We start from the raw sequence: 17,579 nt of genomic DNA on the forward strand, positions 1-17,579 counted from the left end.
ATCTGAAACTCTGGTCGAGTCAGAGGAGAAACTTAAATTCGGTTGATGTCTAAGAGATAATTAGGCTGTTGATGAATGTTGCCAAATTACTTTTTCCACTCGTAAAAGTCTGCAGCAGGCAAAAAAAATAAAACTTTATCCCCGCAGTGAATTATCCCCGCGTGGAATGTTACAGTCAGAAAATTCTCTCTGACCTGTTTTGCCTGTGAGTAGCCCAAAGCTGATATTGTCTGTTGACAATGCACCCGATTCCTTCGCTTTGGACTTTGGCTGCCAGCAATGCGACGATTGCTTGACGGTTTTTGTTGAGCATCCGACAACTTCATAGCACAGAATGTCACAAATGCGGCAGCCGATCGAACTTTTGCACCCTGGCGATCGACTTTTGGCATCGTTGCCCCGCAAAGACAAGTCTGAGGCGAAGTCTCGTTAATTGAGTATAACTGTAGCGGCTTGCGAAAAGAAACCCGGTTTCTGCGAGTCAATCGATTTTAGATTTTAGATTTTAGATTTTAGATTAAAGAATTGAAGCATTGACCCGACGGATAAATTCGGGGGCTTGTTTCTCGGATACAGGTTTTTTATTTCTGGACGGATGAATCACGTGGCGGGTATCCTGGATGCTTGATTGTCAATTTTTGGCAATGGCGAGTTCTGGAGTTGCGGTAGTCAATTCGATCGCCAGTGCTAGCTTACCGTCTCTACCCAAAGCTTCATCTGCCAAGTGTACCATCCAGCGATTCGGCTTGGCTTGGGGTCTGGCGGCGAGCACCAACGCCCAAGCTTCCCGTTCTTTGCCACGACCCAACAGCACAGCACACACAGTCAAAGCTGTGGCCGTTGAACGGCTGATCCCACTTTGGCCGCAGATGAGCAAACTGCCTCCCTGGGACGATATTTTAAGGGCGAAATCAATTATTTTCAGTATATCCTCAAGGGTAGGCAAGATTTGATCGGGGTCGTCAACGGGGGTGTCGAGGTCGTTAAACTCCAGGCACATTCGGTTCGGGATTTGATGAAAAGTTTTGGGTTCGGGCACACCCGGACTGCCGATCGAGATCAGGTATTTAATCTCGCGCCCCGCAGCGCGCTCAACAATGTATTCGCTGGCTTCTGCTTGCGAAGCAATCAGGATTTTCGGCAGTTTTTCACCCGATAAATCTGGGGAAACTGAGGGAGCAAAATCAACTGTTTCTGCCTCAGTGCTGACATCCGCCAAGTATTGGGCAGCCAGCGCACGAACGTCAGCAAATTCGGGATTTAAAGCTGTTTCCAGAGCAACAATAGCAGCCGTGGAGCCAATGTGACCGAGGGATTTAACAGCCTTTTGGCGCACTCCAGAATTTTCGTCCCCCAGCAGCCGCACCAAACCTGCCACAGCTTCCTCAGTCCCAATTTCCCCTAAAGCAGCAGCAACTCTCCACCGCACATAAGATTCGCTGTCGCCAATTGCGCTCGCCAGTCCCGCGACCACCATTTTTGGCAATTTCGCATCTCCCTCTGTATTGATGTTCCCAAGGGCAACCGCCGCCCTGCCGCGCACGAAAATATCTCGATCCGAGAGAGACCCGATTACGGCCACCATAGCCACCTCGCTGATGATTTCCCCCAACGCAGAAACTGCACTGCCGCGCACGTCTGAATCGTCATGGTTGAGGGCTTGCACCAACCCCGCCACAGCCGTTTCCGTGCCGATTTGTCCCAAGGCCTCGGCGGCCCTCAAAGAAACTGCATAGGAGTCGGGATCATCGTGAAGCAATTCTACTAAGCCGGGTACTGCCTCAGAATCGCCGATTTTCCCCAAAGCCGCCGCCGCCCTAGCGCGGACGATGTGATTTTCGTCTCTGAGGGCATTCAGCAGGCCGGGAACTACCTCAGAGACTCCGATTTTCCCGCAGTTGACTGCTGCCCGCCAGCGCACTTCGGAGTCTGGGTGTTTGAGGGCTTTCAGCAGCGCGGGGACGGCTATTTTCGGGTTAATTTTGCCCAAGGCCCAAACAGCCCAGGCGCGCACCTTGGAATCTGGGTGTTTGACGGCTTTGAGCAGTGCTACGGCGGCTGGTTTCGAGTCAATTTCTCCTAAAGCCCAAGCGGCCCAAGCTTGGATTTGGGAATCTTTGGATGCGAGCGATCGGGCTAATTCAATTACTGCTGCTTCGGAGCCGATTTTCCCGATCGCTCGAATCCCATCAAGGCGCACTGCACTTTCTTTGTGGTTCAATGCGGCCACCAACATCGGAATTGCCATATCGGAACTTGTTAGGGCCAGCAGTTGAATTTTGAGCAGCGGCGAAGTTGGGATTTTGTCGATTAATTTTATTGTGGCTATTTGAAATTCTGGCTTTACCGTTCCTGCTAGCTTCGAGCCGAGTTTTAAATTTACTTTTAGAGCTAATTTTACTGCCCGCAAAGCCAGACTTTGCTGTTCTACTTGTGGCAATATAGTCGCCAAGGTGTGCATCCCTTGTTTTTGTTTCAAATATTTTTGATGAAATTGAGCATCGCTGAGCTGGGGTAGCTGTTCGATGAGGCTTGCTGCTGAGGTCACTGATTTATCCTAATATTTTGGCGAGCGGTTGAGATTGCTCTTTTAAACTGTCTTTAAAAAATATGGCGTCTACAAAACGCTACTTCAAAAAAAAAAGCTTGCACCACTTCTAAAATATGTCTTATTCCACTATTTTTGCAACTCCCCAATTATTAATTATGGGGTTTGTTTGGGCGATCGGCTTGACAATTAATAGCGCTTGCTGCTTGGCCTCGCTGGGTTTTTAACTGACCTAGCTCTGCTATATCATTTTATACTCACATCTTGCACCATTGTCCGCAACAGGCAAGATGCCTGTTCCACAATAAAATTCACTCTTTGTGGAACAGGCATCTTGCCTGTTAATCAAAGCTTATTGAAAATCGTGCCACATCTTATTTTATACCAACTTGGTTTGAAATAGCGATCGGCGCGGTTGACAATCAAGCATCCAGGATACAAGCCCCCGGATTCATCCGTGGGCTCAATACTTCAATACTTCAATCTAAAATCTAAAATCGGTTGAACCCAGCCAACCGGAAACAGCTTGATTGCGGGACAATCTCTCAACGAGCATAGGGCCCTTTTTTCAAAACCTTAGCCAAAGCGTTATCGTTATCTCGCAAACCTTCGTAAAAAAACATCACTTCTCCTTGAATGCCGCAAGAGCGGTTGTAAGCAATTACTTGCAACAACTGTTCGGGAGTTATGCTATATTTGCTGCCTCGATTCGTCAACAAAATACCGGGCGACACACACTTTACTTGCTGCCCGCTAAGCTGTCCCGAAATCATTTTATCAACCAATTGTTTGTAAGCATTAAAATCGCGGCGATAAAACTGCGGGTGAAGCATATCCACCAAATTTTTGTCAACCCAGGCTTTAGAATCTTGCAAATATTCCGCCAGTCCCCAGTCATAAGGACTCGGCGACATCGATAGCAATAAATTAGGATTAATCGCTTTCACTTCTCGGTATAAACGAGCCACAAACTCAGTAATAATATTAGCACGCCACTGCAGCCAATGTGGCTCTTTACAATCCGATGGTGCTGCTTTACCGCACTCTTCTCGATAGCGTTTAACGGTTTTTTCGTCGTAACCGCCTTCTACCGGAAACGCAATGCGATCGTCTCCTTGAAGCCCGTCTACCGGATAATTCTTAGCAACTTCCAGCATCAACCCCAGCACAAAGTCTTGCACTTCCGGGTCAAGAGAATTCATCCACTCAAAGTTATTTTTCTTAAGTAAATTGCCGCTGGCATCACGGGCGATCCACTCAGGTTTTTTCGCCAGCAAATGACCGCCCTTGCGATTGTAAGAACTCACAAATCCGTATTCAAACCAAGGAATAACTTTGAGTCCGGCTCTATTTGCCTCAACAATTAATTCTGCCAAGGGGTCGCGACCTCGATACCGCGCGTCAATTTCCGCCCCAAATTGTTCGCACATAATTTGAGAAGGATAAGCCGTAAAACCCCCGTTCCAAACTACAGGAAAAACTGTATTAAATCCCGTATCGGCGAGAAAGTCCATTGCGTCAGCAATTCGCTGTTTTGAGGTGAGAACTTTGCAGTCAGTGCTGGGTATCCAAACGCCGCGAATTCCACCAGGATTGTCAGCCGGTAACGAACTTGGCAGCCCTGATGGATTTGGTGCAAAAAATCCAGTCGCCAACCGCTGTTGGAACGAAGAGACCAAACTGCGAATTGCAGATTGGAAAGGTGTGAAAAATCGCATTTATTTATTCTTTTTTTGTTGTAAGGTGCGGAGTACGCACGCTACGTTATTAATTTGTAGAACCCGATATTATTTATGGATAAGGTGCGCCGAAGAACACCCGATATTATTTATGAATAAGGTGCGGAGTACGCACCCTACATTCATTGGTAGCACCCCATATTATTTATGGATAAGGTGCGCTGGGCGCACCCCAAAATTGTACTATCCAGCTACTCCAGACAACTTCTGGCTCAAAGCTTCTTTCAAAAGTTCCGCCTTATCAGTTGCCTCCCAAGGCAAATCTAAATCAGTGCGTCCGAAGTGACCGTAAGCCGCCACATCTTGATAGAAACGGCCGCCTCTTTCAGCAGGCAAATTCTGCAAGTTAAATGCCTGAATGATTCCCGCAGGACGCAGTTCAAAATGCTGCTTCACAACTTCCAAAAGGCGATCGTCATCAACTTTCCCAGTGCCAAAAGTTTCGATCATCATGCTAACGGGCCGCGCAACGCCGATCGCATAACTCAACTGCACTTCGCACTTTTGGGCCAAACCAGCCGCTACGATATTTTTAGCAACGTAGCGACAAGCATAAGCCGCGCTGCGGTCTACCTTGGTGGGGTCTTTCCCAGAAAAAGCGCCGCCGCCGTGGCGGGAATAGCCGCCGTAGGTATCCACAATAATTTTGCGGCCCGTCAAACCCGAATCTCCTTGAGGCCCGCCGACGACAAATTTGCCGGTGGGGTTGACAAGGAAGCGAGTTTCTGAATCCGGCTGCACGCTAATATCGGCAAACACGGGTTGGACGACTGCAGTCCAAAGGTCTTCTTTGATCTTGGCTTGAACTGCGGCTGTTTCTGTGATGTCGCCGATCGTTTCGGTGTGCTGGGTAGAAATTAAAATCGTATCTATGCCAACAGGTTTGCCGTCCTCGTAAATCACCGTAACTTGGCTTTTGCCGTCGGGACGCAGGTAAGATAACTGACCGGTTTTGCGGACTGCTGCCAGTTGACGGCAAATCCGGTGCGCTAAACTAATCGGCAGAGGCATCAATTCCGGCGTTTCGTTGCAAGCAAAGCCGAACATCAAGCCTTGGTCGCCGGCTCCAATGGCGTCTAATTCCTCTTCACTCGATTGTTCCCGGCTTTCGTGGGCTGTATTCACCCCTTGAGCAATATCGGGAGACTGAGAATCAAGAGCTACCAACACTGAACAACTATTGGCAGAAAACCCGTTGTCAGCGTGGATGTAGCCAATATCGGCTATTTTTTTCCGGGCTAATTCTATGTAATTTACCTGAGCTTTAGTGGTAATTTCGCCCGTCAGCAGCATTAAGCCGGTGTTGACGACTACTTCGGCTGCGACGCGGCTTTTGGGGTCTTCAGTCAGTAAGGCATCTAAAATCGTATCTGAAATTTGATCGCAGATTTTATCGGGATGGCCTTCAGTGACCGATTCAGAGGTAAACAGGTAGCGGCGTGACAATGATTATTTCTCCTTAGATAGGGGCTCTTCCTGCGCGACCTCGACGACCGACGAGTTATTTTTCCGGTAAAGACCAAGAATGATCGCGTCTGGGCTACCGTCGAATTTTTGTCGATCTGCAGAGCCGTGTTGAAGCAGCATTTGATATTGGGTAAAGTGACACTACTATAGCAAAGTCAGTTCCGGCAAGTCCCTAAAAACTTAGATTTTGTAGGATTGTCGATCGATCTTGGACACCGCTCGTCTAGCTCCTAACCTGACAAAGGTTGACGCACAGTAAGATACAGTCAGGGTATCGCCTTGTGCAAGGACTATGCCAGGACTCCAAAAATCACCAAACTTGATCCAAACAGTTGCCGACCTAGAATTTCCCGGCGGCCCCATACCGCTTGACTCTCGATTTTATATTGAGCGCTCAGGGGCCGAAGCCCTCGCCTGTGCAGAAATTAGCAAACCCGGAGGCCTTGTTCGCATTAAAGCTCCCAAAAAAATGGGCAAAAGTTCGCTGATGCTGCGGATAATCCACGCGGCAGTCGATCGGGGATATCGCACAGTAACTTTAGATTTTCAGCAAGCCGACGCAGCGGTTTTTGCTAGTTTAGATAAATTTTTGCGCTGGCTTTGTGTCAATGTCGCTCGGCAACTCAAACTCGAACCAAATATTGATGAATTCTGGGATGAAGATATGGGCAGCAAGGTAAGCTGCACTATTTACTTTGAAAACTATTTGCTGGAACAAATTGACAGTCCCATTGTCTTGGTGATTAACGAAATAAATCGCATATTTGAACGGACTAACATTGCTCAAGATTTTCTTTCGATGATCCGTTTTTGGTACGAACAAGCTCGCGCTAGCAAAACTTGGCAAAAACTCCGCATCGTTGTCATTCATTCGACAGAAATTTATATTGCTTTAAATCTTAATCAATCTCCCTTTAATGTAGGAATGCCGATTAAAATATCAGAATTTACTGCTGAACAAGTTCAAGATTTGGCGTGCAGACACGGACTGAACTGGAGCAATAGCGATCCGATCGAGCAATTAATGAACATGGTAGGCGGGCATCCTTATTTAGTGCATTTAGCCCTGTATCACCTGGCAATTTTGCAACAAAATCGCCTCTCCGTCGATCGGGATGAACCAGGGAAGGAACTGGGGCTAGCCGAGTTGGCAGAATTGTTAACAGCAGCTCATACTCACAGCGGAATTTATAGCGACTACTTGCAAAATCAGTCGATCGCCATTCAACAGCAGCCAGAACTCGCCTCCGCCTTCCAACAGGTTGTCGATGTTAAAAATAGCGTTCACCTCGAACCTTTGATGGCTTATCAGTTAGACAGCATGGGACTTGTCAAATTAGAGGGAAATAACTGTAGTTTGTCTTGCGAATTATATCGCCTGTATTTTCAAGGGCAAAAGTTGTGTGAGGACAAGTTGTCGGTGGTTCGTTTTGAGGAGTTGCAGCAAGAAAATCAAAGGCTGCAAGCTTTGGTGAATGTGGACGAACTTACTCAAATTGGCAACAGACGGTATTTTGATAGTTGCTTGCGAACGGAATGGAAACATATGGCTCGCGAGGGGTCTCCTATATCTTTAATTTTGTGCGATCTCGATTATTTCAAAATATATAATGATACCTACGGACATCAAGCAGGAGATGAGTGTTTGCGATCGGTAGCTCAGACAATTCGCCGATCGCTCCCGCGCCCTGCTGATGTAGCTGCTCGCTACGGGGGCGAGGAATTTGCTGTGATTTTACCGGAAACTGATGGATCGGCAGCTCTGGTTGTTGCCGAACAAATTAGAGCGAAAGTGAAAGCTTTGAATATTATTTTTAACCCAGAGAGTGTTGACGGTCTACCTCATTCTGTGGTAACGATTAGTTTGGGAATTGCCAGCGTTGTTCCGAGCGAGGAAAATGATGCGATAACGCTACTACTGGCGGCTGACGAGGCTCTTTATGACTCGAAAAGGCACGGGCGCGATCGGCTCACTATGAGTACGCTTTTAAATTTTCGATTTGCTGCTGTTAATTAGCTAATTCCGGGGAAATATAATTCGTTTCTACACATACAAAGTCCGCCCGCGCGGACTCTGAAAAAAATGATAGTTAAGAACTGGATTTGATGTTAATAGCGGGGGACGGTTCGATCGACCACCATTGAGTAAGCATCGATACCGCCAACGATATTTTTAACGTTAGTAAATCCTTGAGCGGCTAACCACTGGCACATTTGAGCCGATCGCACTCCGTGATGGCACAGAACTAGGGTTTCTGTATCGCGATCGAGTCTAGCGCCAATTTCACCAGACCATTCGGCAAACTCGCTCAGCGGAAAAGCTACAAATCCCGGCAGCGCCGCGAGTTCAATTTCGTAAGGTTCCCGCACATCTACAAGCTGCAATTTCTCAGCATTGGTTTCTGCTAATTGGCGAGCTAATTCTTCGACTGTAATTTGAGCAAAAATTTCTGACATTTGATTAGGAAAAAGTAGTCATTAGTCATCAGTCATTAGTCATCAGTCATTAGTCATCAGTCATCAGTCAACAGTCATCAGTCAACAGTCATCAGTCAACAGTCAACAGTCATCAGTCATCAGTCATCAGTCAACAGTCATTAGTCAACAGTCAACAGTCAACAGTCAACAGTCATCAGTCAACAGTCATCAGTCAACAGTCAACAGTCAACTGTTAACAGTAATTAATTGAGGGGCGCAGGCGGTGGAATTAGCTCCACAGGAGGGGTAGGTGCAGGACGCCCGTCCAACTGGCTCACGCTGTCTCTGGGGTCAAGACAAGTGGCGATTAACCGGTCAGTGGGAAAGTCGAGCCTGCCGCTCAAACCGACTACGCATTCAGAAAACTGTTGTGGCAATAAACTGCGGCGGCATCCATCCAGCACTACCAGGGGATCAGCAGGTTGAGTTCGACTTTTGCCGTTAATATTCACTACGCAAGTAGCCAATTCGTTGGGACGCCTGACCCGCCGACAGCTAGAGAGCGCTTCGACACCAGAAATCTTGGTTTTGCGGTTGATTTGGAGGGCGCATTTAGATATGTCGCGGGGGCGGAGGGCGTCAGCACAAGCGGCGGCGGCGGCCTCTGCGGCCACTCCGGCTTCGATTAGTTCCAGGGCGCAGACGCGATAGGGATTCCTAGAGCGAGGGATTCTAATAGTGATGGCTGATGCTGGTGAGATTGGCAGTGCTGTTGCCAACAAACCGAGTGCTGCTAGCTGCGTGCCGAGAGCTAATATCCAGCGCGCGGTAGGGTTTGAGCCTGTCGGTGCTGGCTTTGGGGAAGAAGTGCGGGAGAAATTGCGGTTGTGCATGGCAGATCGAGTAGTGAGTTTTTTTGGCTGATTGGGGTGATCGAGCGATCGGCTTTTCCTTCAGAATTTACCGCACATTATGGATCGCCCTCCGGTCGATCGTTTTTTTATCGATCTTTGTTGGAATTTTGACCGTTACCAACATATAATATAGAGTCTGCATAAATATTGCATACAGATATTAGAGAGGAAAATAAATGTCTCGATATCGAGGCCCCCGATTGAGAATCGTCCGTCGCCTGAAAGAGTTGCCCGGTCTAACCCGCAAAACCCCCAGACGAGATTATCCGCCTGGACAGCACGGTCAAAACCGCAAAAAGCTCTCTGAGTATGCGGTTCGCTTGCAAGAAAAGCAAAAACTCCGTTTCAATTACGGTGTGACGGAACGCCAATTGCTCCGTTACGTCCGCAAAGCCCGCCGTGTCACGGGCTCCACAGGTCAAGTGTTACTGCAATTTTTGGAAATGCGCTTGGACAATACTGTGTTTCGGATGGGAATGGCTCCAACCATTCCGTCCGCTAGACAATTGGTAAATCACGGTCACATAACTGTCAATGACCGTGAAGTCAATATCGCCAGCTATCAGTGCAAGCCTGGTGATGTGGTTGCTGTGAAAAATAGAGAGCGCTCGCGCACAATGGTAGAAGCTAATCTCAAAGACCCAGGCTTGGCTCACTTGCCGAATCACTTGGAATTTGATAAGCAAAAACTAATTGGCAAAGTTAATGGCGTTATCGAACGCGAGTGGATTGCTCTACAGATTAACGAACTGCTAGTGGTGGAATACTACTCACGGCAAGCTTAAGTTATTAGTCATCAGTCGTTGGTCATTAGTCATCAGTTGGTTGCTAGCAGAATAATTAATAATTGGGTACGAACCCAGTTATTGATTAATTGCTACTGAATAATGAGGACTAAGGACTGAGGACTAAGAATTCATCATTTTTAACACTCCCACCCCTAAAAAGGGATGGGATTTTTTGAAGGTTTCGCTTGTTAACTTCCTTGAATTGCCATTTGCTCAGACGACACCTGCCTGATGGCATTAAATGATATCAAATCCGTTAGCATCGGAATAGTAAATTCGAGTTCACTGTTGACGGTTCACGGCGTCAACAGTCAACCCTCAACAGTCAACATCATTCCGGTGTAACCGGAAATGATATGATGTCCCAGGCTCAAATTATTTCCTTAAAATGTTTCTTCTCCGGTTGGTTCTTGGTGGACAATACCTCGCTTTTGAAGGCGATAATTCGCTACAACCGGGTAAACAACACCGCGTATCCGATTGATCGCACCTACTGGACGATGAACTGCTAAGCCGTTCCAGGGAGAATATCTCAGGTTTTCGTTGAAATCAGATTGTTTTTCATAATCAATAATCTGATGCTTGACGGTGAGACGACCTACTTTCAAAAAGGGTGATTCTTTTTCCTTCCAGACATTGATGCCATCGTCGATCGGCATTTTTAAGCTGGTTTGGAACTGAATGCCAAAATCCCAACAGTATTGGGCATCAGGTTTCGCCAAGGCTTGAATTAGATCATCCCGGTAATAATTGTCTGGTTTATTGGGATCTAAACCCAAGGCTTTAGCGCGATCGACAAAAGGAATTTTAGGAATTCCCGGTCGAGATTGTTCTGGAATTATCTCGTGCGGTGGTTCGGATGAAACTGGAGTAAACCCATACTTAATTACAGCCGGATATTCGACAGGAACTAGACCAGGCTGGGAGGGATCGAAATCGGGATAGAGGCCCAAAGCAGAGGGTGAACCGCTCCAATATTTTGCTGTTAGCAAACTCTTCGGAGTCCGGCTACCCGTAAGCGTTGACACAGCTAAAAAGTGTCTGGGATGTCGTATTAGCCACTTTTTCAATGTCTCTGGTGATTCAACAAGAGCAGAAAAAAAGCCGTAGTAGTCTTTGATGGTTTGGCTCACAAATATCTCTGAATTGTGAACAATAATGTCCTGGGTTTTTGACTCGTGGCTTTGCGCGAGTCGTTCCCCTTCCACCCCCATCACTTTCAGTGAGATTGAGCGCGAATCTTTTTGGTAATCAGGGTATACTTTGGTAGCCCCGTTAGCAAATCGCAACCAAACAGGATATTCTTTGGGTTTTGCTAGCAAACCTTGCTTAAGGGAAATAGCATTGAGTCGGGAAGAACTTAACGAAGCGCGTTGGCCCAATTCCTGTTTAATCGCTTCCTCATCAAAGTCAAAAATTTCCAGAGTTCCTTTAACGCACGCATGAGTTTTGGCGTGAGTATCTCGCAGCGCCCGCTCCTTATCCCCGTAAAGATTATCCATCCGAAGCTTGGCCTGCTCAACCAAAAGATCGTAGTATTTGCGTTCGTCCTGTTCGGGATATTCGGTAAATAACTTTTTGTTCATAACATAACCTTCTGTTAATCGCTAAAAAAGGCTGTACACAAACCGTTCCATCTGTGAAACAGTATAACTGCGGGTGCAATTGCTTCCGAATTGCCGTAGCCGATCGCTTGCGAAAATATCGCCTTTTTCTTCCTCATTTTTGAGGGCGCAGGTGTGTTTGCGCCCCCCACTACCTTGAGTCTTAGTTGTCAGCTACAACTTAAAGATCGAAGGATACTTTGTACTTAGGATCGCTTGGAGGAACATTACGATTCACTAAATCAGAGACTGTTTTGGTATTTTGGATAATTTCCCAACCAACCTCAGAAAAAGTTTCCTTATTGAAGACTTTAGGCGATAACAAAGGATTAGTTAAAGCTTGGGAGAAAGCATCAATGCCAATTATTCGTGCTACTAAAGGCGGAATTGCTGAATTTTTGCGGACATCTTCAGCGTACAATCCCACAAATAATTCAATCTTATCAACATGACCGTACAACTCTTTTAATTTCTGTTGAGCGTATTCGTCACCCGTAATTTGATTGAAATCAGTCACCCTGGGATAACCACACATTTCGCGGTAATCGTTATAACTGGCTAACTGCGCCTGCCGTCCGAGTTTAACAGATGCTAGTTCGGTAGCATCAATAAATGTATAGGGTGTTCCTGCGATCTTAAAATCAGGTGTGTTAAACAAACCAATTCTAGTGCCTGGTTGGGAACAACTTTCTTCCATCAATGCACCCAACCCTTTATCGATTAACATCTGATTATTCCAGAGGGAATCGTACATGGATTGTTCTTTACCGTCATAGATAAAGGTTTCCGGAATCGCACTATGCCAGCGATAGACAAAACTAAACTCAATCGCCATCCAATTTTCTCGATACCAACTTTCCTTGGTAAAAGCTTCAGGATCGGCAAAGAACCTAAAATTATAGGGCGTAATGTGGAAAATGTACTCTTCCATAATGATATTGAGAATAATCACCATGAGAATATTTCTCGCGGTTTGGAAGAGCCTCTCATCGTCCCATTCCGGATAGCTTTTGGACAAAACATCACAAATTCGATTATGCTCCCTGATACATAAAGTGTTGAGCATGACATAGCCAACTTGGACGTTTGCCCGTTCAACTCCCATTGCAAATAGCTTGCTTTTCTTTTGGGGGGGTTGTCTTTTCTCATCATTAAGGGGTGCATGAAGACCTTCAAATTGAGGATCGATAATACCCTGCTCAGGATCGGCATAATAAAAGAGTGGATATTCTTCTTCTACGCCATCTTTGCGCTTGAGTTTTTGGGTTTTAAATTTACCGTATTTGAAAGCTCTGAGCATATTTGTTTGTTTGCGGGTCAACCCGTAAACATTACACATATCAATCTGATGGTTGGAGGTATTTTTGAAGCGGTTTTGCTGATCTATCCGCAGAAAACTATCTGTAAACCACTGCACCCAATAGGGAAAGAGCAGAGTCGATTTTTCCGAATAAATGGTTTTTCCGTCTCTTTTTTGGAATAAGGTCTTTACTTTGTCCAGTGGTGGTAAGTTTCCTTCTTTGTTAAATTCTGGGTCGGGAGGTAAATGTCGCCCAGTATAAGTCTTGTCTGTAAGTGAATCCCAAGAGATGTAGGTATCAGTTTTCTTGGGAATATCTGTCCCTGGAATTTTGGGATCTAAGCCCATTAAGCTATAGGGAAGCGGGCGAGTCGGAAGTTTGTAAATGATGCTATTGAGAAAAAATTTGTTTAGTTTACGTTTCAGAGGCTCGTAACTTTGAACTAAATTCCAAATGGGTTTGAAATGAGTCAACGTATATGCTAAAGCTTTGTTGCTGAATCCATCTCTAGATGTATCTCTTGTCATGATTCCTTTTCCTTTCGATTGTTGTAGATTAGATCGTTTTCTTAGGTTCGGTTCTGAGAGATTGATCAACTTTGATCATTTTTCTATATTTTCAATTACTTTGGAGAGAATCTTTTGCAGATTCTTAGGCCGATAGTCTTGGCGTTTTTTCAATCGCTCGATCGCACTTTCATGAAGATCCTCAAGGGTCTCCCCCACCTCGCGCCACTTGATTCCTGCCAATTTGAAGAACCCAGGATTGTTTTGAAATGGAACCTTATAATCAGGCTTGATATCCTCAATAGCCTCTGGCTCAAATTCCAGCTTCAATTCAAAGTCACTGATTTGATCCAACATCCACTTCAAGACAGCATCTGATAACCCGCGGTATTCTGGCGTACCACCGCCGATGCAGCCATGCTCGCCTGGAAACCAAACTTGACGAAGCTTCTGGTTCGGGGCATCAGGATTTTTCTTCATCAGGGTAACATCAAAGACTTCGCGAATTTCGTCGATCGCAACGGCGTGCAACGCATTCTCAATATCCTTATTTAAAGTGGTGTCGTGGAATTTGTACCTTGTTTTGATCTGTCCCTCAAACTTCTTCAAGGCGGGTACAAGAGGAATACCAAGGGCTCCAACGGTGTCGAAACAACCAAGCAAGGTAATCGGGACGCGATCGCCCTTATCTTTGCCGAATTTTTCGCGGAAACTCTTTGCTTCCGAATGCTTTGGTGAAATCTCTCGCTTACGGTAAAGCTCGTAAGCTTGTGATGCCATGGTAACGTTACGGCGGGATAGGAGACCGGAGCAATAGATCATCCCCGCTAGACTCCTGACTGTGTAAGCACCGCGACTGAACCCGAATAGATAGATTTCGTCACCCTGATCGTAGTTGAAAGAAAGAAAACGATAGGCATCTTGTATATTTTTATCGATTCCCAGCCCAGTGACTCCGCCCACAATCTTGTTACTGTCTACTCCAATTCCCTCGTCATAAAACACAATCTGCGGAACCCCGTCACTGGCTGTCCGTTTGACGGCCTGGGCCAGCCTAACCACATTAGTTGGGCACTGAGTATCTAGTTTGTTCCAAGTTCCATCACAGCAAACTATCAGACGTTTCCCTGGTTTCGTCATTGTTAAATTCTCTATTTGAATTTTAAATGTGAGAGCGAGCTGTCTTTGGTAATCGGTTACAAGAGAATTGCCAATTCCGGTGTTTCTATCGCCTGACAGCGATCGCCGATCGTTGATTGCTGGAAATCGATATTTTGCTGGCAATCTTTAGCTTTTTCGATTCTCAGGATATTAGTCTCAAAACACCATCTAGTCTAGTTGGCTGTATTAAAATGTTAATTTTATTTATATTTCTTAACTAAAAAATTCAGAGCGTGAAATAGTAGGTTGGGTTCTGGGAAAGTCCTCGATTTACCTAAAACGTAAAAAAATCAGAGCGTGAAATAGTAGGATCGGTTCTGGGAAAATCCTCAATTCTCCTAACAGAAGTAGCAATCCGACGCCCTAGCTAAGAAACCTTTAAACACATTTACGGTCTGCCAGGTCAGTTTTGAGAACAGCTATATCTGATCGATTTGTCCGTTGGCTGCAAGATAATAGTGACGTATTGGCCGAACACACAGCAGATTTGGACTAGGTTTTAGATTAAAATTTGTTGCAGCAACTCTCAGGTTTTCTGCGATCGGCTTGAAGTTTTTAACAATCGGTGGGTTTTTCTGGTTTCTTGATCGATAAACTTGTGCGAAAATTTCCTAGCCCCGGTTAAATTTGAAACGTCCAAAAGTGGGGACGATCGACCGCAGCGACTGGCTACGAGGTTCTCGCACCAAAACCAAAGGCAGCAAGCCTGCCAGCCGCACAGCAGCCGAGAGGGCAAACAGTGCTCCCAAACTCATGCCGGGAAGTTCGGCAAGAAAGCCGCCGGCGGTAGTTCCCAAAGCCCCAGCTAATCCCGAAACCGCTGCGGCGATCGCAAAATAAGTCGAAGGTTGCTCGATCGACGCTATCTCCATTTGAATATTGTTACTACACAGCCCGATCGCGCCTAAAGTCGTTCCCCCCAGCAAGTGCAGCAGCGGCAGCCACACCCATAGGGCAAACGGGTAATTGCCCGTACCCAACCACAGCAAAGGCGTCAGGGCCACCACCAGCCCAACAGCAATTAGCAGCGGGCGATTTCCCCAGCGATCGGCCAACTTACCCCAAAACATCAGCAGCAGTAGATTTGCCCCGGAACTTAAGCTGGTGTAAATCGTTACCAAACTCACATCCAAGCTTAAATCTTTCAGTAAGTAGATATTAAAAAAAGGCGCGCTGAGATTAATAGCAAATGTCCACACACTGAAGTAAAGAATAAACATTAAAAAATTATAATCTTTCAGCACAGCAGGCACAAAATCTGTTAAGTGCTTTGCTTTTTTTTCGGTAAGTCGATCGCTCTGTGCATCTTTTTTGTATACCTGGGGATTCACATCAACCATGAAGCATTGACACCCCAAACTGATCATTCCCGCCAAAACACCCATCAATAAAACAATACCGTAGCCCAAAATAGGACCGCCGTCCCAAGTTGAAACTCCCAATCCCATCAACGGCACTCCCAGCAAAGTTATGAGGCTGACAGCACTGTTGCGAAAGCCAAAATAGCGTCCCCGCAAGCGCTGAGGAACCACAGCAGCCATCCAACTGAACCAGCTAGAATTGGCAAAAGCTGCCAGCACGCTAGCTGCTACGACTGTTACCAGTGTCCATTGCAGCAGTTGGTCGAGGTCTGCGTGCTGGGAACCCCAAACAATTGCCACCGCGAGCACCAGCCACAGCAGCCGCGACACGCCGAATACAAATAGGTTGTACCAGTGGCGACTGGTTGTCTGATCAGCGATGTAGGCTCCTAATGGTTGCAGGAGATTTACCACCATCGGAATAGCCGAGAATATACCTATTTCCACGCTGCTGGCGCCGAGTTGCAACAAGAAATTGCTCAGTAGCACCCCGCTGGTCGCCGACTCGAAGACAGCGGCAAAAACGCCATCTAGAGTTGAGGCTTTCAGAGTCGATCGAACGTCTTTTTTGGAAAATTTGAGAGCTGTTTTTGGATAGAGAACGAGCTGAAATATTTTCGGGTCTACTATTTCTGCAGTCTGAAGAGATAGAGGTTCATTTAACTCTGCAACTGGTTCAACCATAGTCAATCAATTTGAGATTTTAGATTTTAGATTGTAGATTGGAGAATTGAAGTAACAGGGTTAGATAAAACCAGCCCCACCTTCAAGAGGCTAGCTCGAAAGTAGGACTGGCACGTCCGGGTAATTCATATCAATATAAATGACTGGCGATCGCTAGGACATCAACCGCTTGGGAGATTTGACACTCCCTAGCCTAAAGGCGTAGGGATTCTTAATTCATCGACTGACCTTTAAGCGCTATGTCCTTTCGGCAATCTTTAAACTTTTCAACCGTGCAATTACACCAATTGACGAGCCTAATTCACAGCAACCCCAGAGGGTCTATCTCCAAAAGCGTACTAGGATACGAACCTAGAGTTCGGGTATGCCCTACCCTACTTAACAAATGAACTAAATTATTTTTTTTCTGGTAAAGAGAATGCGTCGATCCTCTAGCTGTTTTAAGAGTTTTCGCTGCTCTCGGTCCAACAATTTATGCCTAAAAGTGTGTCTCCGTTTCACGATGGCAAAGGAGTTTAACCTTGACTGTTCTAGTCTAGCACAAATACAAGAAATTTACGGATTTTTAGGAATGGATTTAAGAAATTAAAGCCGTCCTAGAAGGACGGGGTTTTAAACCCAATTTTCTGATAAATCTGCTAATTGTAAAAAAGTAGGTTTTAGGGCTTAACCAGGAAGCGAGCGCAGCATTTTGCATACCAAAAATTGCTCGAATTCCGCCTCAAACAAGTTCCCCAAAGGCAAAAGCAAATTTCGCGCGAGCTCACTCGGTTCTCAAATCTTTACGGCTAGCTAAATCTATAGAATGAAAGATGATCGACTTGCTGAGTATCGCTGCTAACTATTTGTACCTAATTCCTGGAATGCGTTTGTTCAGTCCCAGCGCTGGCGATCGAGATTCCGGGTTTTTTGTGAAAATCGCCCCCAGGTGCCGGTAAAGCTTCGGAGTGGGTTATTGGCGATCCTCGTAGAGGATCGCCAACTGGTAGGACAAAATTATAGTTGACAAAAATTACGCTAACTGCAGATAATAGCAAACCCTAGAATTACACTTAAATGTTTGAGGGGTATCAGTGCTAAGGCGTGAT

General features: G+C 46.0%; 13 protein-coding genes. 2 read left to right on the forward strand and 11 right to left on the reverse strand.

What is annotated here, in order from left to right:
* Nucleotides 1-86: 86 nt before the first annotated feature.
* The 4 genes from QUB24_RS10415 to metK form a co-directional block, all read right to left on the reverse strand.
* Nucleotides 87-485, reverse strand: a complete 399-nt coding sequence (locus tag QUB24_RS10415) for a hypothetical protein (protein WP_333153099.1) — start codon at nucleotides 483-485, stop codon at nucleotides 87-89.
* A gap of 146 nt (nucleotides 486-631) precedes the next feature.
* Entirely contained in the window at nucleotides 632-2,548 is a 1,917-nt protein-coding gene (locus tag QUB24_RS10420) for a HEAT repeat domain-containing protein (RefSeq protein WP_333153101.1), read from the reverse strand.
* A 545-nt stretch (nucleotides 2,549-3,093) separates the two neighbouring features.
* Entirely contained in the window at nucleotides 3,094-4,266 is a 1,173-nt protein-coding gene (locus tag QUB24_RS10425) for a family 10 glycosylhydrolase (RefSeq protein WP_333153102.1), read from the reverse strand.
* A 204-nt stretch (nucleotides 4,267-4,470) separates the two neighbouring features.
* Nucleotides 4,471-5,733, reverse strand: coding sequence for a methionine adenosyltransferase (metK, locus tag QUB24_RS10430; protein WP_333153103.1), 1,263 nt, complete (start codon nucleotides 5,731-5,733; stop codon nucleotides 4,471-4,473).
* A gap of 313 nt (nucleotides 5,734-6,046) precedes the next feature.
* Here metK and QUB24_RS10435 point away from each other — a divergent pair, with 313 nt between their 5' ends.
* A complete protein-coding gene (locus QUB24_RS10435) occupies nucleotides 6,047-7,771 on the forward strand; it encodes an AAA-like domain-containing protein (protein WP_333153104.1) in 1,725 nt (574 codons plus the stop codon).
* 92 nt (nucleotides 7,772-7,863) lie between these two features.
* Here the strand turns inward: QUB24_RS10435 and QUB24_RS10440 are convergent, their stop codons facing one another.
* Nucleotides 7,864-8,211: a rhodanese-like domain-containing protein gene (locus QUB24_RS10440; protein WP_333153105.1), complete on the reverse strand. Its 348-nt coding sequence runs from the start codon at nucleotides 8,209-8,211 to the stop codon at nucleotides 7,864-7,866.
* A 224-nt stretch (nucleotides 8,212-8,435) separates the two neighbouring features.
* Complete coding sequence (locus QUB24_RS10445) at nucleotides 8,436-9,065, reverse strand: hypothetical protein (RefSeq protein WP_333153106.1); 630 nt, start codon at nucleotides 9,063-9,065, stop codon at nucleotides 8,436-8,438.
* A 197-nt stretch (nucleotides 9,066-9,262) separates the two neighbouring features.
* Between QUB24_RS10445 and rpsD the strand changes: the two genes are divergently transcribed.
* A complete protein-coding gene (rpsD, locus tag QUB24_RS10450; RefSeq protein WP_193975783.1) occupies nucleotides 9,263-9,871 on the forward strand; it encodes a 30S ribosomal protein S4 in 609 nt (202 codons plus the stop codon).
* Between the two features lie 386 nt (nucleotides 9,872-10,257).
* Here the strand turns inward: rpsD and QUB24_RS10455 are convergent, their stop codons facing one another.
* The 5 genes from QUB24_RS10455 to QUB24_RS10475 all read right to left on the reverse strand — a co-directional run bounded on the left by QUB24_RS10455 (nucleotide 10,258) and on the right by QUB24_RS10475 (nucleotide 16,491).
* The gene (locus QUB24_RS10455; protein ID WP_333153107.1) at nucleotides 10,258-11,460 is read right to left on the reverse strand and encodes a catalase; all 1,203 of its coding nucleotides are present in this window, start codon (nucleotides 11,458-11,460) and stop codon (nucleotides 10,258-10,260) included.
* A 14-nt stretch (nucleotides 11,461-11,474) separates the two neighbouring features.
* Nucleotides 11,475-11,597 (reverse strand): hypothetical protein, encoded by a 123-nt coding sequence (locus tag QUB24_RS10460; RefSeq protein ID WP_333153108.1) that lies wholly within the window; start codon nucleotides 11,595-11,597, stop codon nucleotides 11,475-11,477.
* A 62-nt stretch (nucleotides 11,598-11,659) separates the two neighbouring features.
* Nucleotides 11,660-13,375 carry a peroxidase family protein gene (locus tag QUB24_RS10465; protein ID WP_333153109.1) on the reverse strand — a complete coding sequence of 572 codons (1,716 nt, stop codon included), beginning with the start codon at nucleotides 13,373-13,375 and terminating at the stop codon, nucleotides 11,660-11,662.
* A 6-nt stretch (nucleotides 13,376-13,381) separates the two neighbouring features.
* Complete coding sequence (locus tag QUB24_RS10470) at nucleotides 13,382-14,425, reverse strand: DUF2235 domain-containing protein (protein ID WP_333153110.1); 1,044 nt, start codon at nucleotides 14,423-14,425, stop codon at nucleotides 13,382-13,384.
* A 632-nt stretch (nucleotides 14,426-15,057) separates the two neighbouring features.
* Nucleotides 15,058-16,491, reverse strand: a complete 1,434-nt coding sequence (locus QUB24_RS10475; RefSeq protein ID WP_333153145.1) for an MFS transporter — start codon at nucleotides 16,489-16,491, stop codon at nucleotides 15,058-15,060.
* Between the last annotated feature and the right edge of the window lie 1,088 nt (nucleotides 16,492-17,579).

Source organism: Microcoleus sp. B9-D4, assembly GCF_036705105.1.
Classification (GTDB): Bacteria; Cyanobacteriota; Cyanobacteriia; order Cyanobacteriales; family Microcoleaceae; genus Microcoleus.